Raw genomic sequence first — 21,247 nt, 5'->3', positions numbered from 1 at the left:
GCGGGCCCCCCCCCGGGCGGGGGCCCCCCCCCCCCCCGGCGGCCGGTTCCTACCGCTCCACCCGTGCCCGCTCGTCGGGCACGCAGTGCGTCATCTTCAGGCCGGTCACCTCGCGCGGCCCGTTCTTGCCCAGCTTGGACAGCCGCTCGCGGTCCTCGTCCGTCAGGTCCTGGCCGATCAACGGCTTCAGGTGGGAGACGTCCCCGGGGCTGATGCCCAGCCCCTCTCCCACTCTGAGCCCGAGATCGTCCTCGACCATCAGGAAGTGCCAGACCATCCGCTCCTGGACGGGGCGCGAGGCCTGGGAGAGCATGTCGACGAAGTTCAGCACGAGATCGTCGCGCTCCCACTGCTCCATGAGCATGTAGCGCTGACCGGGCTGGGTGTAGTCGTTGGTACGTGGAATGCGCTTGCGGGTCAGCCTCCCGGAGATGACCGGCCCCTGCTCGTCGTAGGTGGGGTACTGCCCCTCCCGGAGCCCCCCGGTGATGGACGGCTCGTAGTTGACGTGCGGGTTGGCGCCCTGCCCGTCGACGTGGTAGGTCATCTCGCCGTCGCGCTGGTTGGTGCGCACCTGGGCGTGCTTGGCCTGGTTGACCGGCAGTTGCAGGTAGTTGGGGCCCACCCGGTGGCGCTGGGTGTCGCTGTAGGAGAAGGTACGGCCCACCAGCATCTTGTCGTCGGAGAAGTCGAGGCCGTCGACCAGGACACCGGTCCCGAAGGAGATCTGTTCATTCTCGGCGAAGTTGTTGGCCACATTGCGGTTCAGCACCATCTTGCCGACCGGCATGGGCGGGAACTCGTTCTCCGGCCACACCTTGGTGTCGTCCAGCGGGTCGAAGTCCAGCTCGGGGTGGTCGTCGTCGCTCATCATCTGCACCCGCAGCTCCCACTCGGGGAAGTCGCCCCGGTCGATCGCCTCGTGCAGATCCTTGGTGGCGTGCCCGAGTTCCAGTGCCTGTACGGCCGCGGCGTCCTCGGCGGTCATGCTGCGCACGCCCTGCTTGGGGATCCAGTGGTACTTCACCAGACGGCTGTCGCCCTCCTGGTTCTCCCACTTGTAGGTGTTGACCCCGAAGCCCTGCATATGCCGGTAGTCGGCCGGGATGCCGCGCGGGCTGAACAGGTTGACGAGCATGTGCATGCTCTCCGGCGTCTGCGACATGAAGTCGAAGATCCGGCCGGGCTCCTGCCTGAACGTCACCGGGTCCGGCTTGAGCGAGTGGATCACGTCGGGGAACTTGAGGGCGTCCCTGATGAAGAAGACCGCCAGGTTGTTGCCGACGAGATCCCAGTTGCCGTCCTCGGTGTAGAACTTCACCGCGAACCCGCGCGGGTCGCGGGCGGCCTCCGAGGAGTCCCTGCCACCGATCACCGTGGAGAACCGGACGGCCACATCGGTCCGCTTTCCGGGCTCCTGGAAGAGTTTCGCCCGGGTGTAGCGGCTGATCGGCTCGTCACCGAACGTGCCGTAGGCCTCGAAGTAACCGTAGGAGGTCACCCCTCGCGCGTGGACCACCCGCTCGGGGACGCGCTCGCGATCGAAGTGGCTGATCTTCTCCAGGAACTGGTAGTTCTCCAGCGTGGCCGGACCCCTCGCGCCGACCGTGCGCTGGTTCTGGTTGTCGTAGACCTGGTGCCCCTGCCGATTGGTCAGGATCGGGCGGTCATCGCCCGGCTGGGGTCCCACGCTCGACACATCCGTCATGATGACGATTCCTTCCCTGCCGCGGTCGCGTTCGGCGTACCACTCCATATCGGCACACAATCCCCCTTAACCGACACAGAGCGCTTTATAGCGATAAAGAGAAGAATCTTCACAAAGAGGGGTGGCAATTTAAACAGCCGGCGACGGCTCGGCGGGCGCCCTTTCCCAGCCGGCCGACACACCCGCGCCCGGAGGCGGACCCCCTAAATCGGCTCGCCCTCGTTCTCGTCGCCCCGCTCAGGGCCGGGGGTACCGGTCCCGCTCTGGCTCGGCGACGGCGAAGGGGTGGGCCGGCCGGGATCCGGCGTCGCGGGGACCGGTGGCGGAGTCGGTACGAACACCGTGGGCGGCAGCGGCCTCGGCGGCGGCCGGAAATCGTCCTCCTTGCGCAGCAGGAGCCAGACCGTCACGGCCAGCAGCACGAGCAGCAGGGTCAGCACGACCCCCGCGACGATCACGGCTCGGCGGGTCTCGGTCGGCGGCGGCGCGCTCTTGGGCGGCGCGGGCAGCGCGGGCGAGCGGTCGCCCACCCAGTGCGGCGCGAAGTCGGGGCCGTGCTGCTCGCCGATCAGCGTTCCGCTGACCAGCACCGGTTCGAGGAACCGCTCCGCTCCCGCCCTGTCGGGCTCGTACGGCGTGGCCACCCACGGGGCGCTCCCGCCGTCCATGGCCAGCACCTGCGGGACCGTGTCGGCCACCGCGGTGCGCCCGCGTGTCGCCCTGGCCATCCAGCCCCGGACGCCGGAACGGCTGGCCGCCGCGTCACGGACACCGGTGACGAAGCGGTCGCGGGCCGCCGGGTCGAGCGCGGCTCCCCTGGTCAGCACCGCGACCGAGACGGCCCTGCCATCGGGCGCGAGCCCGAGATAGACCAGCCCGGCGGGTCCCACCCGCAGACGCGCCTGCACGACGAAGGGTCCCAACTGGGGCGGGTCACCATACTGGAGCGGAGTGGCCACGTCTGACATGAAAGCACACCCGGGTGATCACCCCATGCCGCACGGGTGACGAGATCGGGCACACCGTGCGGGCCACCACCGGGCTCGGGTGACCTCCCCCCATCCGAGGAGTCGGCTTCTCGCCTCCCTCAGCCGAGATGGGCACCGGCCGTCTCGAACGCGGGAACCATGACGGGGAAGGCGATTCACCGCCGGGTCGCCCCGGCGGTTCCCTTCCCGGACGTGATGGAATATCGACATGACCGTCGCAGAAGAACTGCCGAGCGAGATCGACACCGGACTGCTGCGCGACGCCCTGACCGAGGTCCGGCGGGTCATCGTCGGGCAGGAGCACATGGTGGAGCGGTTGCTCGTGGCGCTCCTCGCCCGCGGCCACTGCCTGCTGGAGGGCGTGCCGGGCGTGGCCAAGACCCTGGCCGCCTCGACGCTGGCCACCGTGGTCGGCGGCGCCTTCGCCCGTATCCAGTTCACCCCCGACCTGGTCCCCAGCGACATCGTGGGCACCCGGGTGTACCACCCCTCCCGCGAGGTCTTCGACGTCGAGCTCGGCCCGGTGTTCGTCAACTTCCTGCTCGCCGACGAGATCAACCGGGCACCGGCCAAGGTGCAGTCGGCGCTGCTGGAGGTCATGGCCGAGCGGCAGGTGACCCTGGCCGGGGAGACCCATCCGCTGCCCAGGCCGTTCATCGTGCTGGCCACCCAGAACCCGATCGAGTCCGAGGGCGTCTACCCCCTCCCCGAGGTCCAGCGCGACCGGTTCCTGTTCAAGGTCCGCGTCACCCATCCCAGCGCCCACGAGGAGCTGGAGATCCTGCACCGGATGAGCGTCACGCCGCCGACTCCCAGGGCGGTGCTCGACCCCGCGCGGCTGGCCGCCCTGCAGTCGATGGCCGACCAGGTCTCGGTCCACCAGCTCGTCGCCGACTACGTGGTCAGGCTCGTGATGGCCACCCGCTCCCCCGCCGACTACGGCCTGGCCGGGCTGGAGGAGAACATCGAGATCGGTGTCAGTCCCCGGGCCACCCTCGGCCTGGTCGCCGCGGGGCGTGGCCTGGCGCTGCTGCGGGGCCGCGACTACCTGCTCCCCGACGACATCCGCGACGTGGCGGTGGACGTGATGTCCCACCGGCTGATGCTCACCTTCGACGCCCTGGCCGACGGGATCGACCCCGAGGACGTGATCCGCCAGATCCTCGCCGCCGTCCCGCCCCCCCTCGTCGTCTGGAACCAGGGCCCCCGGTGACCACCTCAGAAAGCGGCATGGGGACGTGCCCATGCCCGGACTGAGGGACTTCCGTGAGGCCGCGCCGGGGACTGGACTGAGGAGTGAAGGAGCGAAGCGGATGAACGACGAGGGAAGGAGCCGGATCCCAGCGGCCGAACCGCGACGCGCAGCGTCGCCGATAGCAGGGAAGGAGCCGGATAAGAGCGGCCTCACCGCGACGCGCCAGCGTCGCCATCAACACAGCGTCGCCATAGGCACCGCCGAGCAGGCGCTGCGGCGGCTGGAGCTCACCATCGTGCGGCGCCTGGACGGGTTGCTGCAGGGGGCGTACCAGGGGCTCCTTCCCGGTCCTGGAAGCGAGTTCGGCGACAGCCGGGTCTACGTGCCCGGCGAGGACGACATCCGGCGGATGGACTGGGCGGTGACCGCCCGCACGACGGTCCCGCACGTGCGCGACCTGGTCGCCGACCGGGAGCTGGAGACCTGGGCGCTGGCGGACCTGTCGCCCAGCATGGACTTCGGCACCGCCGACATGGAGAAGCGGGACCTGGTCGTGGCCGCCATCGGGGCGATCGGCTTCCTGTCGGGCCGGATCGGAAACCGCTTCGGCGCGTACGTCCTGCACGACGAGTACGTCCACCGGATGCCCGCCAGGAGCGGCCGCCCGGCACTGTACGGCCTGCTGCACTCGCTGATGGAGGCTCCCAGAGGTCGTGCCGTCGCCGATGCCCCCGACCTGGCCGAGGCGATCGAGGTGATGGCCTCGGCACGGCGACGGCGCGGCCTGCGAGTGATCGTCTCCGACTTCCTCGACCCCGAACCCACTCTCGATCCCACCCTGGAACTGCCCTGGGAGCGGCCGATCCGCAGGCTGGCCGCTCACCACCAGGTAATGGCCGTCGAGGTGATCGACCCCCGCGAGCTGGAGCTGCCGGCGGTCGGACTGGTCAACCTGACCGACCCGGAGTCGGGGCGGAGCCGCCAGATCCAGCTCACGCCCAAGGTCCGCCGGGCGTACGCGGAGGCCGCCGCCGCGCAGCGGGCGGCCAACCAGACGGCGTTGCGCCGCTGCGGGGTGGCCCACCTGGTGCTGCGCACCGACCGCGACTGGGTCTTCGACATCGCCCAGTTCGTGCTGCGGCAGCGGCGCATGGCGTACCTGACCCATAGGCACCCGAGGTCGGGAGCGACACGGTGACTTTCCTCTCTCCGGCCTGGCTGTGGCTGTTCGCCGCGCTGGCGCTGCTCGTGGCGGGCTACGTGGCCGCCCAGTTCGCCCGGCGCCGCTACGCGCTGCGCTTCACCAACCTGCCGCTGCTGACGCTGGTGACCCCCCCAGGGCCCGGCTGGCGGCGGCACGTCGCCCCGCTGCTGTTCTTCGTCATGATGGGCCTGCTGATCGTGGGCGCGGCCCGTCCCGCCGATTCGGTGCGGATCCCCCGCGACCGTGCGACGATCATCATCGCGCTGGACGTCTCGCTGTCGATGGAGGCCGACGACGTCCAGCCGAACCGGATCGCCGCGGCCAAGGAGGCGGCCCAGAAGTTCGTCGCGGACCTGCCGGAACGCTTCAACGTCGGGCTGGTCGCCTTCGCCCGCTCCGCCTCCGTCGTGGTCTCCCCCACCACCGACCACCAGGCGGTGAGCACCTCCCTCGGCAACCTGAGCACTCGTGCGGGCACCGCGATCGGCGAGGCGGTGTTCAGCTCCCTGGACTCGTTGCGCTCCTTCGACCAGCAGGCGGTGACCGACCCCCCGCCGGCGGCGATCGTGCTGCTGTCCGACGGCGACAACACCTCTGGCCGTTCGGTGGCGGAGGCGATCGAGTCGGCGATGAGCTCGCGTGTGCCGGTCTCCACGATCGCCTACGGCACCCAGGAGGGCACCGTCTCGATCGACGGGCGCGACGTGAACGTGCCGGTGAACAAGACCACCCTGCAGACCCTGTCGGACGGCACGGGCGGCCGGGCCTACGAGGCGGAGTCCGGCAGCCAGCTGCGGGAGGTGTACGAGCAGATCGGCACCTCGCTGGGCTACCGGACGGTCAACCAGGAGGTCACCCAGTGGTTCGTGGTGGCGGCGATCCTGACCGGGCTGGTGACCGCCGGGGTGGCCCTGCTGCTGGGGTCGCGGCTGCCCTGAACCGGTCCCGGCCATTGGTAACGTTCTACGACGTGGCACATTACTTCGAGGAGCGTCCCGAGACCGCCGGCCGTCCCGGCTCGGTCACGCTCGTGCTCCCCGACCTTCACCTGAAGCTGGAGACCGACAGCGGGGTCTTCTCCGCCGAGCGCGTCGATGTGGGCACCCGGATCCTGCTGGAGAGCGTGCCTCCTCCGCCGCCCGGCGGCGACCTGCTCGACCTGGGCTGCGGCTACGGGCCGATCGCGCTGACGATGGCCTCGCGCGCCCCCGAGGCGACGGTCTGGGCGGTGGACGTCAACCACAGGTCCGTGGAGCTGTGCGCCAGGAACGCCAGGTCCGCCTCCCTCGGCAACGTGAGGGCGATGCATGTCGACGAGGTTCCGCCCCAGGTGCGGTTCTCCGCCATCTGGTCCAATCCGGCGATCCGCATCGGCAAGGCCGCGATGCACGAGATGCTGACCCGCTGGCTGTCACGCCTCACCCCCGACGGCGTCGCGCACCTGGTGGTCCAGAAGCACCTGGGCTCGGACTCCCTGCAGCGCTGGCTGAACGAGCGGGGCTGGCCCACCGAGCGGGTGGCCTCCCGCTCGGCGTACCGGATCCTCCGGGTGGAGGCCGGGTCGCAGGCGGACCCGGCGCGGTGAGCAGGGTCATCCCGGCGGGCGGGACACGAGCCGCCCGAGAGACGAACGAGGAACGACGAGGAACGGTGAACGACCGATGACGGCGAACCCGCGCAGGCAGCTGCGCCCGACCGATGTCAAGCGCCTCAACCGCACCTGGCGGAGAAACACCGAGGGGCGGCTCGCGCTGATCCTGGAGTCGGTGACCGGCCCGTTCAACGTCGGTTCCATCTTCCGCACGGCCGCCGCCTTCGGGGTGGAGCGGATCTGGCTGGCGGGCAACGCCACCCCGCCGACCAACCCCAAGGCGCAGAAGACCGCGCTGGGCACCGACCGCCTGGTGGCCTGGGAGGAGCCGGTGCCCGTCCTGGAGGCCGTACGGGCGGCCAGGGACGACGGGTTCACCGTGGTCGCGGTGGAGTTGACCGGCGACGCGGTGCCCCTGTCCGAGGCCAAGCTGGGCGGCGACGTGTGCCTGGTGGTGGGCAGCGAGGACCACGGATGCTCCCCCGCACTGCTGGAGGCCGTCGACGGCGTCTGCTACATCCCGCAGGTGGGCCGGGTCGGCTCGTTCAACGTCTCGGTCGCGGCGGCGATCGCGGTGGCGGAGGCCCGCCGCCAGGAGTGGTCGGGCAAGGCGCTGCCGGAGGACTGACCGTCACCGGGACGGGCGCCCGCTCTCATCCGTGCTCGAGCCGGTGCCCGGACCGATGGCCGCGCGCCCTTCGGCCCCCTGCCCGTCCTGCCTCTGCCCGTCGTGCCCCCGGGCACCGTCGAGCGGGACCTTCTCGCCTCCGTAGATCCTGCTCATCCTGGCGCGAAGCCTGGCGAGCCGGCGGTGTCTCCCGGCCTCGGGGATCCCCTTCTTGTCCTCGACGGCCGCGGGGACGGTCGGGATCGGCCTCTTGCCCCGGATGAGAGCCTCAATGCCCTCGTTGGGCGGGACGTGCACCTCGATGTAGTCACCCAGCGGCCGACGCTTGATCACACCGGTCTCCACGCCGTGGCCGATCTGCGCGGCGTCGCGGCGCTGCAGGCCCAGGCAGATCCGGTAGGTGATGTAGTAGGCCAGGGCCGGCCCCAGGAAGATCATGACGCGGCCGGTGTAGGTCAGCGCGTTCAGCGAGAGGTGGAAGAACGCGGCGATCTCGTCGTTCGACGCTATCAGCCACAGGATCCCGTAGAACGTGATCGCGGCCATGCCGATCGAGGTGCGGTGCGGGTTGTTGCGGGGACGGTCCACGACGTGGTGCTCGCGGTGGTCTCCGGTCACCCACGACTCGATGAACGGATACAGCGCCAGGCCCGTCATGATGATGCCCATCGGCACCAGCGCCGGGATCAGCACGCTCAGCGGCAGCGTGAAGCCCAGGAAATTGATCTCCCAGGAGTGCATCAGACGGAGCGCACCGTCGAGGAACGCCAGGTAGAAGTCGGGCTGCGAACCCGCCGAGATGTTGGCCGGGGTGTAGGGACCGTACAGCCAGATCGGGTTGATCTGGGCGAAGGTGCCCAGCAGCGCGATGACGCCGAAGGTGAACATGAAAAAGGCGTTGGACTTGGCGATGAAGGACGGGTAGAAGGGCCCGCCCACCACGTTGTCGTTGGTGCGGCCCTTGCCCGGCAGCTGCGTGTGCTTCAGCACCCAGGTCAGCATCAGGTGGGCGGTGATCAGTGCCAGCAGGACGCCCGGCAGGAGCAGGATGTGTATCGAGTAGAACCGCGAGATGATGTCCTCGCCGGGATACTCGCCGCCGAAGAGGAAGAAGGTGAGCCAGGTGCCGATCACCGGAAACGAGATCATCGTGCCCGCGGTGATCCGCAGGCCGACACCGGAGAGCAGGTCGTCGGCCAGGGAGTAGCCGGTCAGCCCCTCGGCCAGGGCCAGCGTCAGCAGCAGCACGCCGATCACCCAGTTCAGCTCCCTGGGCTTGCGGTAGGCGCCCATGAAGAAGATCCGGAGCATGTGCGCCATCATCCCGGCGACGAACAGCAGGGCGGCCCAGTGGTGCATCTGCCGCATCAGCAGGCCACCGCGCACATCGAAGCTGATGTTCAACGTCGAGGCGTACGCCTCGGACATCATGACGCCCCGCAGCGGGCCGTAGGAGCCGTCGTAGACGACCTCGCCCATGGTGGGCCTGAAGAAGAACGTCAGGAACGTACCGGTCAGCAGCAGGACGACGAACGAGTAGAGCGGGATCTCGCCGAGCAGGAACGTCCAGTGATCGGGGAAGATCTTCCGCAGGTTGCGCTTGAGAAAGGGGGCGGCGCCGAGGCGGTCGTCGACGAAACCGCCGACGCCCGCCACGGGCTTCGGGATGCTCCCGGTGCTCATGCGCGGCCTCCGTTCTCGTGGACCTCGGTCTCGACGTCGTGCTCCCGTGAACCGAGAACCAGCTGAAGCGGCGAGGCCTGCCGTGGACGACCAGGTATTTTTCATCATCCATGGCGATGAACAAGCCGGTGAACAAGCCGAGGCAAAGACTCGCCGATCGGCTCCGTTCCGGGGTCTTGTGACCCAAATGTTCATCTGCTCGCGATGACGAGCCCTGCTCACAGGGGGCATACTCCTGCACGTGCAGCGTCGTTACCCCTTCCTCGACCATCCCGCCCCACTTGCCTTCGCCCACCGGGGCGGGGCCGCCGAGGGCAGGGAGAACACCTTCGCCGCCTTCGAGCGGGCCGTCGAGCTCGGCTACACCTACCTGGAGACCGACGCGCACGCCACCTCCGACGGGGTGCTCCTGGCCTTCCACGACCACACGCTGGACCGGGTGACCGATCGCCGGGGACGGATCGCCGCGCTGCCGTACCGGCTGGTGCGCGAGGCGCGGATCGGCGGCGTGGACGAGATCCCGTTGCTGGAGGACCTGCTGGGCTCGTGGCCCGAGGCGCGCTTCAACATCGACGTCAAGGAGGCGGCGGCCATCGCGCCGCTCGCCGAGGTGGTCAGGCGGACCGCCTCCCACAACCGGATCTGCCTCACCTCCTTCTCCGAGGAGCGACTCGCCCGTGCCCGCGCCGCGATCGGTCGCGAGGTGTGCTCCTCGCTCGGACCACGCGGCGTGGCGGCCCTGCGCGCCGCCGCCACCACCTCCGGGTACGGCCGGCTGCTCGCCCGCCTGGCCCGCGCCGGGGTGCCGTGCGCGCAGGTGCCGGTGGGCTTCCGCGGCCTGCGGATCGCCACGCCCGCCCTGGTCCGCACGGCACACGCGCTCGGCATGCAGGTCCACGTGTGGACCGTCAACAACACCGGGGTGATGGAACGCCTGCTCGACGCGGGCGTGGACGGCCTGATGACCGACAACATCTCCGGACTACGCGACGTGCTGGAGGCCCGTGGCCAGTGGCACCCCGGCCGTCTCGCCGCATGAACCGCATGAGTTGTACGAACCGCATGAGCCGCGCGGGTGGCGCGCGGGCGCGTGACCGCCGGAACAGGCGCGGCCCCGCGAGAGCACCGACCCGGCCACCGCGCGCGTGCCCTCTCGTGGCGACCTGAGCGCACGACGGCGCGAGCACCCCTTCCCCCGCCCCCCAGCGAACCGAGGACCCCCATGACCTCCGAACAGGTCGTCGAGGAAACCCCCCAGGCCCGCCGTCGCGAACAGCGCGGCTGGTACTTCTACGACTGGGCGAACTCCGCCTTCCCCACCACCGTCCTGACGGTCTTCCTCGGCCCCTACCTGACGACGATCGCGGAGACCGCCGCCCAGGGCCGCCCTTATGTGGACGTGCTCGGGTTCGACGTGCGGCCCAGCGCCTACTACTCCTTCGTGGTGGGCAGCGCGGCCATCCTGCAGATCATCCTGATGCCCGTGGCGGGCGCCCTGGCCGATCACACCGGCCGCAAGAAGGAGCTCATGGGGCTGTTCGCCTACCTCGGCGCCGGTGCCACCCTCTGCTTCTGGTTCGTCGCCGACGGACGCTACCTGCTGGGCGGCGCGCTGTTCCTGGTGGCCAACGTCGCCTTCGCCGCCGCGTTCGTGATCTACAACTCGTTCCTGCCGGAGATCGCCACGGCGGACGAGCGCGACCGGGTCTCCGCCCAGGGATGGGGTTTCGGCTACCTCGGCGGCGGCCTGCTGCTCGCCTTCCACCTGGCGCTCTTCCTCAAGCACAAGTCCTTCGGCGTGACCGAGGGCGAGGCCGTGCGCATCGCCCTGGCCTCGGCGGGCCTGTGGTGGGGCGGGTTCACCGTCATCCCGCTGCTGCGGCTGCGCAACCGGCGGGCGCTCGCCCCCGGTACCGAGACGGCCGCTCAGGCCGTGACGGGCAGCTTCCGCCAGCTGGGCCGCACGATCAGGGAACTGCGGCGCTACCCGCTGACCCTGGGCTTCCTGGTCGCCTACCTCATCTACAACGACGGCGTGCAGACGGTCATCTCCTTCTCGGCCACCTATGCCGACAAGGAGCTCGGTCTTGACCAGACCGTGCGGATCGCGGCGATCCTGATGGTGCAGTTCGTGGCCTTCTTCGGGGCGCTGCTGCTCGGCCGGCTCGCCGGCTCGTACGGGGCCAAGCGGGTCGTGATGGTCGCGCTGATCGCCTGGGTCGCCGTGGTGGCCGTGGCCTACTTCCTGCCCAAGGGGTCGGCGGGACCTTTCTTCGCGCTGGGATTCGCCATCGCGATCGTGATGGGCGGGACACAGGCACTGTCGCGGTCGCTGTTCTCACACGTGATCCCGCGGGGCAAGGAGGCGGAGTACTACAGCCTGTACGAGATCAGCGACAAGGGCTCGACGTTCCTCGGGTCGTTCACCCTCGGCCTGGCGCTCCAGCTGACCGACAGCTACCGCCTGGGCATCATCTCTTTGGTGATCTTCTTCGTGCTCGGTTTCGTGCTGCTCGCCCTCATCGACCTGCCCAAGGCCATCAGAGCGGCCGGAAACCAGGTGCCGGAACGCCTCTGAGAACGCCCCGGAAAAGGGTTCCTTCACAGACCGGGTCAAGAACGTGCGATTGGATCACCCTGTCTGTGGGAATCCACACACGGTATCAAGCGTTGTACGCCGTGGGAGACGAACCCCTCACGACGGGGCCCTCAGGAGGCATTCAGACATGGGCGAGCGTGCGCTACGCGGTACCCGGCTCGGGGCGACCAGCTACGAGAACGACCGCAACACCGATCTGGCCCCGCGCCAGGAGGTGTCCTACACCTGCCCGAAGGGCCATCGATTCGACGTTCCGCTTGCCGCTGAGGCCGAGATCCCGGCGACCTGGGAGTGCCGCATGTGCGGTGCGACCGCCCTCCGGGTGGACGGCGAGGTGCCGGAGGCCAAGAAGGCCAAGCCCCCACGCACGCACTGGGACATGCTGCTGGAGCGCCGCACGATCGAGGACCTGGAGGAGGTGCTCAACGAGCGCCTGGCGATTCTACGCGCCCAGCGCCGCAAGAGCGCCTGACTGATTCGAAGGGACGGAGACCTTCGGCCCCCTGGCCAGGGGGCCGAAGGTCTCCGTCTTCTCCGCTGCCTTCTCCGCTGCCCCGGTGACGACCTGGGCACGAAGTGGCTCAACCGATTAATGTGGAATTGGTCCTTGGGGTCGGTCCACTTTCTCCCTAAGGTCACTTCCATGACCACTCAGACCAGCAGAGAAACCACCGGCACCACCTCGACGACGGCCGGTGAGAAAGCCGCGGCGCTCCGGGCGCTGCACGTGCCGGGCCGCCCGCTGGTGGTGCCCAACGTCTGGGACGCCGCGTCGGCACGTGCCGTCGAGGCCGAGGGGTTCCCGGTGATCGCCACCGGCAGCGCCGCCGTCGCCCCGGTGCTCGGCTACGACGACGGTGAGGAGACACCGGTCGAGGAGATGCTGGCCGCGATCGCCAGGATCAGCCGCTCGGTCGGCCTGCCCGTCACCGCGGACATGGAGCGCGGCTACGGGCTGGAGCCCGCCGAACTGGTCGAGCGGCTCGCCGCCGCCGGGGCTTCCGGCTGCAACCTGGAGGATTCCGATCCGCGCACCGGCGCCATGGTCGACGCCGACGAGCAGGCGGCCTTCCTGGGCGCCGTCCGGTCCGCCGCGGTCGACGCCGGCGTGGACCTGGTGATCAACGCGCGGATCGACACCTACATGAACGGCACGGGAGACGCCGGGGAGCGACTGGCCGAATCGGTGCGGCGGGGCCGCCGCTACCTGGAGGCGGGCGCCGACTGCGTCTACCCGATCTTCGCGGCCGAGGCCGAGGCCGTCCGCGCACTGGCCGAGCGGATCGAGGGGCCGATCAACATCCTGTTCCGTCCGGGCACGCCGTCGCTCGGCGAGCTGGCCTCCCTCGGGGTGGCCCGGGTGAGCTTCGGCCACGGCCTGCACAAGGCCGTGCAGGCGTACACGGCCCGGATGCTCACCGCGATCCGGGACGGCGAGAGCCCCTATTCCCCCGCGCTCTGACCCGGCGCCCCACCGGGCCAGAGGCTGAGCTTGCCCCCGGCTCCGTCACACCACTCCACCAGCAGGACCGTGGCGTCGTCCTGGAGCCTGCTGTCATGGTGTTTCAGCACGCTGCGGACCAGGCGGCGCAGGGTTTCCGGCACGGGCAGGTCGTCGGCGTTGTGCCGGACGATGAAGTCGACGAAGCGCTCCAGGCCGAACTCCCTGCCCTCCCGGTCGCGGGCCTCGATCATGCCGTCGGTGTAGAGGAGCACGCGGTCGCCCGGCTCCAACTGCTCCCTGCACAGGGTCACCGGCAGCCCGAGTCCGAGGCCCAGCGGGTGAGCGGGCGGGCACCTCAAGGTGGTGACCCATCGCCCCCCTCTGATCACCACCGGTGGGTGATGGCCCCGGTTGACCCAGGTGAACACTCCGGTGCGCATGTTCAGGTTGGCCAGAATGGCCGTGGCGAAACGGTTGCCCCGGCCGAACTCCTTGATCAGCACCTCCTCGATCCCCTCGCTGACCCGGACGAGGCCGATACCCTGGCGGCGCTGGTTACGGCAGGCGGCCACCGCGAGGTTGGCGGTCAGCCCGGCTGACGCGTCATGGCCCATCGCGTCGAAGACCGCCAGGTGGACGGATTCGCCGGCCAGCCCGTAGTCGAAGGCGTCGCCACCGAGCTCGTACGCCGGTTCGAGCGCGGCGCCGATCACCACCTTCTCGCCGGCGAAGGTGAGCGGCGGCAACAGGTTCCACTGCATCTCGGCGGCGACGTTCATCGGCCGGGTCCGCACCAGCCGGGCATAGGAGTCGCTCTGGGAACGCTTGCTCACCAGCATCAGCGCGACCACGGACGCCAGATACCGCATGTCCTCCTGTGCCCGGTCGCCGTCGGTGTCCGGCCGGACGCTGACGCGCAGCACCCCGAGGCGTTCCGTGCCGTCCAGCAGCGGCACCCACCATCGTCCCGCCTCGCCGGCGGCACCGGCGCTGGACAGGACCCGCACCTCCTGGAAGGCCCGCCCCGCCAGCGTTCCGTCGATCCGCAGCTCGGCCGGCTCCCGCTCGGCGCCCTCGCCGCCGCCCCGGCCGGTAAGCAGGCGCAGCACGTCCTGCTGCAGGTCGGCCAGATAGATCAGCACGTCGCACAGACCGGCGTGGGCGGCATGCTCCTCGACAAGGGACGGCAGCCGCTCCACCGTGCTCAGATGGCTGGCCTCGACAAGTCCCGCGAGCATTCTCGCCCGTCCCTGGTAAGGCCCCACGTCGTTCCCGCCCGCCTGCGGCGTGGATGGCGCAGATCCGTCCACGGCAACTCCTCGAGACCCCCGGCCCGCGCCGGACGCCGAACACGAGCGGCCCATCCGGCGCCTGTAAGAGAACCTCTACCCCTGTCAGGGGGATCGACCCGGGTTCTCCCAGCGGGATCCGTACCCGTCAATCACCCTCGCACAGGGCGACGGCCTGCTGGTGCGGGTAGACGTGCTTCAGATCGTGTCCGGGGGGCAGAACGCAGCGGCGCTCGTCGTGCTCGGTGTGCGGGCACCGGGACGCGTCATCGCGGCGTGGTAACGGCGCCGGCCCTCCGCTCCCACCGTCGACGGCGACTTCTTCGGCCATGGGCACGCGTCCTCCTGCAACCGATCGTTCGACGCCGCTCCGTCCGATCGCTTTCAGAGATCGACGTCCGTGCGCCGAGGGCAAGGTGATCAGTCTTCCAGAGTCCTTCACAGCCGCGCGAGTGGGGTGGACCAGTCGATCACGCGTCCGCCATCGGTGATCAGAACTCCATAACATCGCGATAGGGATTGTTTGGGAGATCCCTTAACGGGCGTCCCGCAAATACCTTGACAGCACCCCTCACAAGGAGTGTTCATGTTACGTCGAGGTACCCTCCTGGCCGGAGCCACCACCGTGGCCCTGTACCTGGTCGCCACCGTGGCGCCCGCCGTCGCAGCACCCGCCCCCCTCGCCCCCCAGCCTCCGGCAGCGATGCTCGAGGCTCTCCAGCGCGACCTCGGCCTCACCGCCGAGCAGGCCGTCCAGCGACTGGCCAACGAGCAGCGCGCGGCCGCCTCGGAGTCCGCCCTGAGCGGTGAGCTCGGCGCCGACTACGCCGGCGCCTGGCTCAACGGCGACGCCTCCCAGCTCTCCGTGGCCACCACCGACGCCACCGACGCCGCCGCCATCAGGGCCAAGGGCGCACAACCCGTGATCGTCGGCCGGACCCTGGCCGAACTCAACGCCGTCAAGGACGGTCTCGACCAGGCCTCCGCGGAGGCGAAGGCCGGCGCGTCCCTCTGGTACGTCGACGTGACCACCAACAGCGTCGTCGTCCTCACCGGCGACCAGGCCGCGGGCGAGGCCCTCGTCGCCGCCGCGGGCGTCGACAAGAACGCCGTACGGGTGACGCTCTCCGCCGAGAAGCCCCAGCCCCTCATCAACATCATCGGCGGCAGCGCCTACTACATCGGCTCCAGCCGGTGCAGCATCGGCTTCTCCGTCCGTAAGGGAACCACTCCCGGCTTCGTGACCGCGGGACACTGCGGCCGGGCCGGCAACGCCACCACCAACCCGTCCGGCACCTTCCAGGGCTCGTCGTTCCCCGGCAACGACTACGCCTGGGTCGCCACTCCCGGCCACACCGTGCAGCCGTGGGTGCGCGGTTCCGGCGGCGCGAACGTGATCGTCCGCGGCTCCGCCCAGGCCTCGGTCGGCGCCTCGATCTGCCGCTCGGGCTCGACCACCGGCTGGCGCTGCGGCGTCATCAGCCAGCACAACACCAGCGTGACCTACTCGCAGGGCACGGTGAGCGGCCTGACCCGCACCACCGTGTGCGCCCAGCCCGGCGACTCCGGCGGCTCCTACATCTCCGGCAGCCAGGCCCAGGGCGTCACCTCCGGCGGCTCCGGCAACTGCACCGTCGGCGGCACCACCTACCACCAGCCGATCAACGAGATCCTCTCGGCGTACGGGCTGACGCTCGTCACCGGCTGATCCCACCTCCTCACCAGCTGCTCCCCGTGAGCAACCCCCCGATGGCCGAGGAGGCCCGCTAGAAATGTCCAGAATCACTCGCCTCGGTGTCGCCCTCATCCTGGGACTGGCCTTCCTGGTGGCCATCCCCGCCCAGGCCACGCTCGTCCACGCGGCGGACGCCCGTACGGCGGCCGTACGCGTGCTCAGGTACGACGCGAGCAGAGCCGCGGAGTTCCGGTCCGCCGTGGATCAGGCGGCACAAATCTGGAACTCCAGCGTCTCGAACGTGCGACTGGTGGCCGGCAGCCCCGCGGACTTCGTGGTGCTCGCCGACAACGGCTGGCCTCGCGCGCAGCCCACCAGCCTGGGCCGCGGAACCGTGTGGATGGGGCGGCAGGCGACCACCGAGGGCCACAACCCGCTGCGTATCGCCACCCACGAGATCGGCCACATCCTGGGCCTGCCCGACCGGCGCACCGGCCGGTGCACGGACCTGATGTCCGGCGCGAGCGCGGGCACGAGTTGCACCAACCCCTACCCGAACGCGGCGGAGAAGGCCGAAGTCCAGCGGAACTTCGCCGGGTTCGCCCCGGCGATCGACTTCGGTGAGATCTACGTCGACAGCCCGGAGCGCGTGGCGTCCTAGCCGATCGTCCAGGTACCCGCGGGCACCTCGCCGGCCCGGCCGAACCCATCGGCCGGGCCGGCGAGGGCGTGTCGGCCTGCGTTCGCCGGGAGCCCCCCGGGCTTTTCATGACAGGAGTTTCTCGAAGCAGTGGGAGCCCGCGAGCCGCTCGTACGGAGGAAAGATCGGGACAGGGGTGTACCCCTCCCTCCGGTACAGCCTCACCGCGTCCGGCTGGCGGTCGCCGGTCTGCAGGACGACCCGGGACGCGCCCAGCCCGCGAGCCGCGTCCTCCGCCGCGGCCAGCAGGGCTCGCGCCACCCGGGTGCCCCGGTGCGAGGGGGCCACGAACATCCGCTTGAGCTCCAGTTCCCCGCCGAGCCTGCGCAGCGCCACGTGCCCGACGGGGAGACCCTCCGCCGAGTACGCGACCCCGCTGTAGGCGACGGTCTCGGGCTCGACGTCCATGCCCCGGGGCAGCAGGTCGGGGGTGGCGGCGAGCAGGTCGGCGTAGCGGGCACGCATCTCCTCGGCCATGGCCTGGCGCAGCGCCACGGCCGCGGCGTCGTCCCAGGGCACGGACCTGACCGTGACCAGGCCGGTTCCCTCCGCGAACGCGGCCATAACAGCCCCTCTCCCTCTCTCTGTTCCCACGCTCACAGACCCGCATGGCACCGGCCCGCACCGGCGTCGCCCGTCAGGCCATCACATTCTCACGGTCCCGACTCGGCTAAATATCGATTTAAAAGGTAGGAAAATAGTATTTTCCTGTCAATGTTCGCGGCGCGCCCCAGGGGGCGGCCGCCGGGCAGTGGGAAGGAACCGGAGGTGACCCGTTCTCACATCAGCGTCTCGGTGGACGCACATGCCCGGCCCGAGCAGGTCTTCTCCGTGCTGACCGACTGGTCGAGGCACGACGAGTGGATGGTCCTGACCCGGGCCCAGGTCACCGCCGGGAACGGCCGTAGCACCGGGAGCCGGCTGGCGGCCTTCACCGGCGTGGGGCCTCTCGGGTTCCTCGACACCATGGAGATCACCGAGTGGGACCCGCCCAGGAGCGTGGGGGTCCGGCACACGGGGCGTCCGGTGCGCGGCACCGGGGTCTTCCGTGTGCTGCCCCGTGAGGGCGGCGGCAGCACGATCATCTGGGAAGAGGATCTCGACCTGCCGTTCGGCGCGGCCGGGCGGCTCGGCTGGCTGGCGGTCAGGCCGCTGAACGCCGCGTTGTTCCGGCTCTCGCTGCGCCGTCTGGCCGCGCTCAGCGATCGGTGAGGCTCCGGGGGCCGGCGGTCCCGTCGGAGGCCCCTTCGGGGGCTCTTCCAGGTGCGGCCGGCTCGTCACGGATGACCTCCCCGTGCAGGACCGGACCCGCGCCGGGCGGCCTCCCGGCGTCGCGCAGCACGTCGAAGGGCGACCCGTCGCCGAACGGCGAGCCGAGCCCGGCACCCGCCGCGTTCCTGGCCATGATGGTGCGGACCCGGCGGGCGAAGAACCAGGCTCCGAGCCTGCGGACCATCGGCCGGGTGAAGGGCAGCAGGCACAGGATGCCCAGCACGTCGGAGAGGAATCCGGGGATGAGCAGCAAGGTGCCGCCCACCAGGATCAGGCCGCCGCCGGCGAGCTCGCGGTCGGGCATCCGCCCGCTCTGCAGCGCGCTCTGGAGGTTACGCCAGGCCCGGCGGCCCTCGCGGCGCACGATCCAGGAACCGAGCAGGCCGCCGGCGAGCAGGAGGGCCAGCGTCGTCCAGCCACCGATGACCTGACCGACCTGTATGAGCACCAACACCTCAAGGACCGGCACTACAAGGAAGGTCAGGACCAGCAGAAAGCGCATCTTTGCCTCAACTCATGCGACAGCCGTATGACATGACAACGCCGCAGAGCGGCCGCGCGTTCCGCGTTCGCTCAGCGTGGACGCATCTTCGGCGGAGCCTTGGGACCACGCTCTCGCCGTACCTCGGAGATCAGCGACCACGGCGGCGGCGCAGACGCGCGGGCAGGCCCATGACACCCCAGGCGGCGACCCGCCAGAAGGCCTCGACCACGACGCCGCGGCCCATCTTGCTGGTCCCGATGGTGCGATCCACGAAGGTGATCGGCACCTCGGTGACGCGCAGCCCGTTGCGGACCGTGCGCAGGGTCAGATCCACCTGGAAGCAGTAGCCCTGCGACTCGACGTCCTCCAGGCCGATTTTCTCCAGGGTGGCGGCACGGTAGGCACGGAACCCCGCGGTGGCGTCGCGGACCGGAAGGCCGAGCATGAACCGGGTGTAGACGTTGGCGCCGCGCGACAGGAACTCCCGCGAGGCCGGCCAGTTGACGACCTTGCCGCCGGGCACCCACCGGGAGCCGATCGCCAGGTCGGCCCCGTCGACCAGCCTGTCCAGCAGCTTGGGCAGTTCCTCTGGCCGGTGGGAGCCGTCGGCGTCCATCTCCACGAGGACACCGAAGCCCTCCCCCAGGCCCCAGCGGAAACCCGCGATGTAGGCCGCGCCCAGGCCCTGCTTGCCTCCCGGCCGGTGCAGCACGTGGACGTGGTCGTCGTCGGCCACCAGCTTGTCGGCGACCGCCCCCGTGCCGTCGGGGCTGTCGTCGTCGACGACCAGGAGGTGCGCCTCGGGCACGGCCTCGCGCAGCCGCCGGGTGATCATCGGCAGGTTCTCCCGCTCGTTGTACGTCGGGACGATGACGAGCACCCGACCAAGCATCCGCTCCATCACGCGTCTCCCACCTGCTGATCGTCTTTCCGGATCACGGGGTGCCCCACGCTACGCGTCCGGCGCCGCCAGGCGACGGCCAGCGCGCTCGCACCCACAAGTATCAAGGCCCATTCGGGCAGCGCGCCCACGCGTGTGGCGATGGTTTGCGCGGTCCTGACCGGGACTGTCAGGACGTTCATGGCGGGCACCAGTTCCCCGGTGCGCCAGGCGATCGAACCGCTCGGAGTCACGTATGCCGATATACCCGTAATTGCGGAAGTGATCACCGCCCGATTGTGCTCCACGGCCCGCAACTGGGACATGGCGAGTTGCTGCGGCGGCAGGTTGGTCAGCGCGTAGGTGGCGTTGTTGGTCTGCACCACCAGCGGCGAGGCGCCCGTCCTGGCGGTGTCACCCACGATGCCGTCGAAGGCCACCTCGTAGCAGTTGATCGCGCCGATGGTCACCGGCCCCAGCCTGAGGTCGCCGTCGCGGGTGCCCGCCACCGACTGCTTGCCGACCAGGGACGCGCGTTCGAACAGGGCCAGCACGAGGTCCTTGAGCGGGGTGTACTCCCCGAAGGGGACCAGTTGCTGCTTGTCGTAGTGAGCGCCGGGCCCGGTGACCGGGTCCCAGACCAGGCTGCGGGTCGCCCGGTTGTTCTCCCCGATCCCGACCACCGCGCCGACCAGGACGGGCACCCCGATGTCCTTGACCGCCGCGTCGATCTCGCTCCTGGCGAACTCGCTGCGCAGCGGGTCGATGTCCGTGGAGTTCTCCGGCAGCACGACCAGGTCGGGGCGGGGAGTCCTGCCCTCCCTGACGTCCCGCGCCATCTGGTGGAGCATCCGGGTGTGGTTGCCGAGCACCACGGCCGGCTCGTCGCCCAGCGGGTGCATGCCCCGGCCGGGGACGTTGCCCTGGATGACGCCGACGGTCACGTTTCTGCCCTCGTCGCCGTACCGGGGGACGGCCAGCGCCCCGGCCGGCACGGCCAGCGCCCCGGCGAGCGGCCACGCGACGGCCCGCCCCCAGCGCGGGCCCCGGACCCCTTCCGGGGCCGAAGACGTGCGCGGTGCCCGGAGCGCGGGCAAAGCCGGGAACGATCGCGACACCGCCAGCGCGAGCAGGCCACCGCACAGGGCCACCGCGAAGCTCACCAGCGGCGCCCCGCCGAGTGCCGCGTACGGGGTGAAGATCGACTCACCCTGGCTGAAGGCCACCCGCGCCCAGGGGAACCCGCCGAAGGGGAACTCGCCCCTGGCCCACTCGGCCGCCACCCAGAGCGCGGCGCTCCACAGCGGCCACAGGCGCAATCTGGCCACCAGGGCGGTGCCCACACCCCAGGCGGCGTAGAAGGCGCTCTCCATGGCGACCAGCCCCAGCCAGGCATCGATGCCGATCGGGCTCACCCAGTACAGGCCGGGCAGCAGCAGGGCGAGCCCGGCCAGCAGGCCCAGCCAGGTGCCACGGCGCGGGCGGGTGCCGTGCACCGCCAGGACCGCCGAGGCCATGCCGAGCGGCGCGAGGAACCAGAGCCCGAGCGGCGGAAAGGCGAGGAAGATCAGCAGGCCACCGGCCATCACACCCGCGACGCGGGCGGGCAGTTCCAGACGGGAAGGGGGAGGCGAGGTCACCTCGCCTGACGGGTCGTCCGTATCGGACGCCTCCGGCACCGGGGCGGCCGTCTTCTCCTGCACCACGGGCGGGGCTCCTTGCGATGTCGTACGGGCCGGTGACGCCCGGTCCTCCTAGCCCGAACGCTACCGCCCAGCGGGCACGCCCCCAAAAAGTTCCACGACATATTCCTCGCAAGCCCACCAGATCGCCCTGAAACCAGCAAACCCCCCAGAGGGGCTCCATAACCGGCAACGGGGCGGTCCGGGGTGTCCTTCGACACCCC

General features: G+C 70.3%; 21 protein-coding genes. 12 read left to right on the top strand and 9 right to left on the bottom strand.

From position 1 onward, the window contains the following. Positions 1-49: 49 nt before the first annotated feature. Together ABZU75_RS37020 and ABZU75_RS37015 are read right to left on the bottom strand one after the other, a co-directional pair. Positions 50-1,708 (bottom strand): catalase, encoded by a 1,659-nt coding sequence (locus ABZU75_RS37020; protein WP_355564952.1) that lies wholly within the window; start codon positions 1,706-1,708, stop codon positions 50-52. Positions 1,709-1,911: 203 nt separating this feature from the next. Next, the gene (locus ABZU75_RS37015) at positions 1,912-2,676 is read right to left on the bottom strand and encodes a hypothetical protein (protein WP_355564949.1); all 765 of its coding nucleotides are present in this window, start codon (positions 2,674-2,676) and stop codon (positions 1,912-1,914) included. Between the two features lie 229 nt (positions 2,677-2,905). Between ABZU75_RS37015 and ABZU75_RS37010 the strand changes: the two genes are divergently transcribed. The 5 genes from ABZU75_RS37010 (at position 2,906) to ABZU75_RS36990 (ending at position 7,315) form a co-directional block, all read left to right on the top strand. Then, the gene (locus tag ABZU75_RS37010) at positions 2,906-3,910 is read left to right on the top strand and encodes a MoxR family ATPase (RefSeq protein ID WP_355564946.1); all 1,005 of its coding nucleotides are present in this window, start codon (positions 2,906-2,908) and stop codon (positions 3,908-3,910) included. A 100-nt stretch (positions 3,911-4,010) separates the two neighbouring features. After that, complete coding sequence (locus ABZU75_RS37005) at positions 4,011-5,090, top strand: DUF58 domain-containing protein (RefSeq protein ID WP_355564943.1); 1,080 nt, start codon at positions 4,011-4,013, stop codon at positions 5,088-5,090. Then, the gene (locus ABZU75_RS37000) at positions 5,087-6,034 is read left to right on the top strand and encodes a VWA domain-containing protein (RefSeq protein WP_355564941.1); all 948 of its coding nucleotides are present in this window, start codon (positions 5,087-5,089) and stop codon (positions 6,032-6,034) included. Before ABZU75_RS37005 ends, ABZU75_RS37000 begins: the two co-directional genes overlap by 4 nt. Positions 6,035-6,066: 32 nt before the next feature. Continuing rightward, positions 6,067-6,681, top strand: coding sequence for a methyltransferase (locus tag ABZU75_RS36995; protein WP_355564939.1), 615 nt, complete (start codon positions 6,067-6,069; stop codon positions 6,679-6,681). A gap of 76 nt (positions 6,682-6,757) precedes the next feature. Further along, complete coding sequence (locus ABZU75_RS36990; protein WP_355564936.1) at positions 6,758-7,315, top strand: TrmH family RNA methyltransferase; 558 nt, start codon at positions 6,758-6,760, stop codon at positions 7,313-7,315. Between the two features lie 3 nt (positions 7,316-7,318). Here ABZU75_RS36990 and ABZU75_RS36985 read toward each other — a convergent pair whose 3' ends face one another. Further along, positions 7,319-8,998 (bottom strand): ubiquinol-cytochrome c reductase cytochrome b subunit, encoded by a 1,680-nt coding sequence (locus ABZU75_RS36985; protein ID WP_355564933.1) that lies wholly within the window; start codon positions 8,996-8,998, stop codon positions 7,319-7,321. Positions 8,999-9,239: 241 nt separating this feature from the next. Here ABZU75_RS36985 and ABZU75_RS36980 point away from each other — a divergent pair, with 241 nt between their 5' ends. The 4 genes from ABZU75_RS36980 to ABZU75_RS36965 all read left to right on the top strand — a co-directional run bounded on the left by ABZU75_RS36980 (position 9,240) and on the right by ABZU75_RS36965 (position 13,059). Continuing rightward, entirely contained in the window at positions 9,240-10,037 is a 798-nt protein-coding gene (locus tag ABZU75_RS36980; RefSeq protein ID WP_350962443.1) for a glycerophosphodiester phosphodiesterase, read from the top strand. Between the two features lie 36 nt (positions 10,038-10,073). Continuing rightward, positions 10,074-11,576: an MFS transporter gene (locus ABZU75_RS36975; protein WP_355564930.1), complete on the top strand. Its 1,503-nt coding sequence runs from the start codon at positions 10,074-10,076 to the stop codon at positions 11,574-11,576. 148 nt (positions 11,577-11,724) lie between these two features. Continuing rightward, on the top strand, positions 11,725-12,069 hold the full coding sequence (locus ABZU75_RS36970) for an RNA polymerase-binding protein RbpA (RefSeq protein WP_030904469.1): 345 nt from the start codon (positions 11,725-11,727) through the stop codon (positions 12,067-12,069). Positions 12,070-12,240: 171 nt separating this feature from the next. Continuing rightward, positions 12,241-13,059 carry an isocitrate lyase/phosphoenolpyruvate mutase family protein gene (locus ABZU75_RS36965; RefSeq protein ID WP_350919380.1) on the top strand — a complete coding sequence of 273 codons (819 nt, stop codon included), beginning with the start codon at positions 12,241-12,243 and terminating at the stop codon, positions 13,057-13,059. On the opposite strand, the gene ABZU75_RS36960 is transcribed toward ABZU75_RS36965, so the two are convergent. Together ABZU75_RS36960 and ABZU75_RS36955 are read right to left on the bottom strand one after the other, a co-directional pair. Beyond that, positions 13,041-14,279, bottom strand: coding sequence for a PP2C family protein-serine/threonine phosphatase (locus ABZU75_RS36960; protein ID WP_355564955.1), 1,239 nt, complete (start codon positions 14,277-14,279; stop codon positions 13,041-13,043). The two genes, ABZU75_RS36965 and ABZU75_RS36960, sit on opposite strands and share 19 nt — an antisense overlap. A 199-nt stretch (positions 14,280-14,478) precedes the next feature. Further along, positions 14,479-14,661, bottom strand: coding sequence for a hypothetical protein (locus ABZU75_RS36955; RefSeq protein WP_355564926.1), 183 nt, complete (start codon positions 14,659-14,661; stop codon positions 14,479-14,481). Between the two features lie 255 nt (positions 14,662-14,916). Here ABZU75_RS36955 and ABZU75_RS36950 point away from each other — a divergent pair, with 255 nt between their 5' ends. Beyond that, the gene (locus ABZU75_RS36950) at positions 14,917-16,038 is read left to right on the top strand and encodes a S1 family peptidase (RefSeq protein WP_355564923.1); all 1,122 of its coding nucleotides are present in this window, start codon (positions 14,917-14,919) and stop codon (positions 16,036-16,038) included. Positions 16,039-16,102: 64 nt separating this feature from the next. Beyond that, positions 16,103-16,666 carry a snapalysin family zinc-dependent metalloprotease gene (locus ABZU75_RS36945; protein WP_355564920.1) on the top strand — a complete coding sequence of 188 codons (564 nt, stop codon included), beginning with the start codon at positions 16,103-16,105 and terminating at the stop codon, positions 16,664-16,666. Positions 16,667-16,771: 105 nt separating this feature from the next. Here ABZU75_RS36945 and ABZU75_RS36940 read toward each other — a convergent pair whose 3' ends face one another. After that, positions 16,772-17,269 (bottom strand): GNAT family N-acetyltransferase, encoded by a 498-nt coding sequence (locus ABZU75_RS36940; RefSeq protein ID WP_355564917.1) that lies wholly within the window; start codon positions 17,267-17,269, stop codon positions 16,772-16,774. 204 nt (positions 17,270-17,473) lie between these two features. Here ABZU75_RS36940 and ABZU75_RS36935 point away from each other — a divergent pair, with 204 nt between their 5' ends. After that, positions 17,474-17,917: an SRPBCC family protein gene (locus ABZU75_RS36935; RefSeq protein ID WP_355564914.1), complete on the top strand. Its 444-nt coding sequence runs from the start codon at positions 17,474-17,476 to the stop codon at positions 17,915-17,917. On the opposite strand, the gene ABZU75_RS36930 is transcribed toward ABZU75_RS36935, so the two are convergent. From ABZU75_RS36930 to lnt, 3 genes are all read right to left on the bottom strand, one after another. Further along, positions 17,904-18,479 (bottom strand): FxsA family protein, encoded by a 576-nt coding sequence (locus tag ABZU75_RS36930; protein WP_355564911.1) that lies wholly within the window; start codon positions 18,477-18,479, stop codon positions 17,904-17,906. The genes ABZU75_RS36935 and ABZU75_RS36930 overlap by 14 nt on opposite strands. A 130-nt stretch (positions 18,480-18,609) precedes the next feature. Further along, positions 18,610-19,362, bottom strand: a complete 753-nt coding sequence (locus ABZU75_RS36925; protein WP_355564908.1) for a polyprenol monophosphomannose synthase — start codon at positions 19,360-19,362, stop codon at positions 18,610-18,612. Then, positions 19,362-21,047 carry an apolipoprotein N-acyltransferase gene (lnt, locus tag ABZU75_RS36920; RefSeq protein ID WP_355564905.1) on the bottom strand — a complete coding sequence of 562 codons (1,686 nt, stop codon included), beginning with the start codon at positions 21,045-21,047 and terminating at the stop codon, positions 19,362-19,364. Before lnt ends, ABZU75_RS36925 begins: the two co-directional genes overlap by 1 nt. Positions 21,048-21,247 lie beyond the last annotated feature (200 nt).

It is taken from the genome of Streptosporangium sp. NPDC005286 (assembly GCF_040607515.1).
Classification (GTDB): domain Bacteria; phylum Actinomycetota; class Actinomycetes; order Streptosporangiales; family Streptosporangiaceae; genus Streptosporangium.
The sequence above is the reverse complement of the archived record's forward strand: the minus strand, read 5'-3'. Positions and strand labels throughout refer to the sequence as shown.

Excerpts from the sequence above, each read along its gene's own strand:
- ABZU75_RS37005 (WP_355564943.1), top strand. The coding sequence starts at position 4,011 with ATGAACGACGAGGGAAGGAGCCGGATCCCAGCGGCCGAACCGCGACGC.
- ABZU75_RS36990 (WP_355564936.1), top strand. The coding sequence starts at position 6,758 with ATGACGGCGAACCCGCGCAGGCAGCTGCGCCCGACCGATGTCAAGCGC.
- ABZU75_RS36960 (WP_355564955.1), bottom strand. The coding sequence starts at position 14,279 with ATGCTCGCGGGACTTGTCGAGGCCAGCCATCTGAGCACGGTGGAGCGG.
- ABZU75_RS36945 (WP_355564920.1), top strand. The coding sequence starts at position 16,103 with ATGTCCAGAATCACTCGCCTCGGTGTCGCCCTCATCCTGGGACTGGCC.
- ABZU75_RS37010 (WP_355564946.1), top strand. The coding sequence starts at position 2,906 with ATGACCGTCGCAGAAGAACTGCCGAGCGAGATCGACACCGGACTGCTG.
- ABZU75_RS36970 (WP_030904469.1), top strand. The coding sequence starts at position 11,725 with ATGGGCGAGCGTGCGCTACGCGGTACCCGGCTCGGGGCGACCAGCTAC.
- ABZU75_RS36955 (WP_355564926.1), bottom strand. The coding sequence starts at position 14,661 with ATGGCCGAAGAAGTCGCCGTCGACGGTGGGAGCGGAGGGCCGGCGCCG.
- ABZU75_RS36965 (WP_350919380.1), top strand. The coding sequence starts at position 12,241 with ATGACCACTCAGACCAGCAGAGAAACCACCGGCACCACCTCGACGACG.
- ABZU75_RS36950 (WP_355564923.1), top strand. The coding sequence starts at position 14,917 with ATGTTACGTCGAGGTACCCTCCTGGCCGGAGCCACCACCGTGGCCCTG.
- ABZU75_RS37015 (WP_355564949.1), bottom strand. The coding sequence starts at position 2,676 with ATGTCAGACGTGGCCACTCCGCTCCAGTATGGTGACCCGCCCCAGTTG.
- ABZU75_RS37020 (WP_355564952.1), bottom strand. The coding sequence starts at position 1,708 with ATGACGGATGTGTCGAGCGTGGGACCCCAGCCGGGCGATGACCGCCCG.
- ABZU75_RS36985 (WP_355564933.1), bottom strand. The coding sequence starts at position 8,998 with ATGAGCACCGGGAGCATCCCGAAGCCCGTGGCGGGCGTCGGCGGTTTC.
- ABZU75_RS36930 (WP_355564911.1), bottom strand. The coding sequence starts at position 18,479 with ATGCGCTTTCTGCTGGTCCTGACCTTCCTTGTAGTGCCGGTCCTTGAG.
- ABZU75_RS36940 (WP_355564917.1), bottom strand. The coding sequence starts at position 17,269 with ATGGCCGCGTTCGCGGAGGGAACCGGCCTGGTCACGGTCAGGTCCGTG.
- ABZU75_RS36925 (WP_355564908.1), bottom strand. The coding sequence starts at position 19,362 with ATGGAGCGGATGCTTGGTCGGGTGCTCGTCATCGTCCCGACGTACAAC.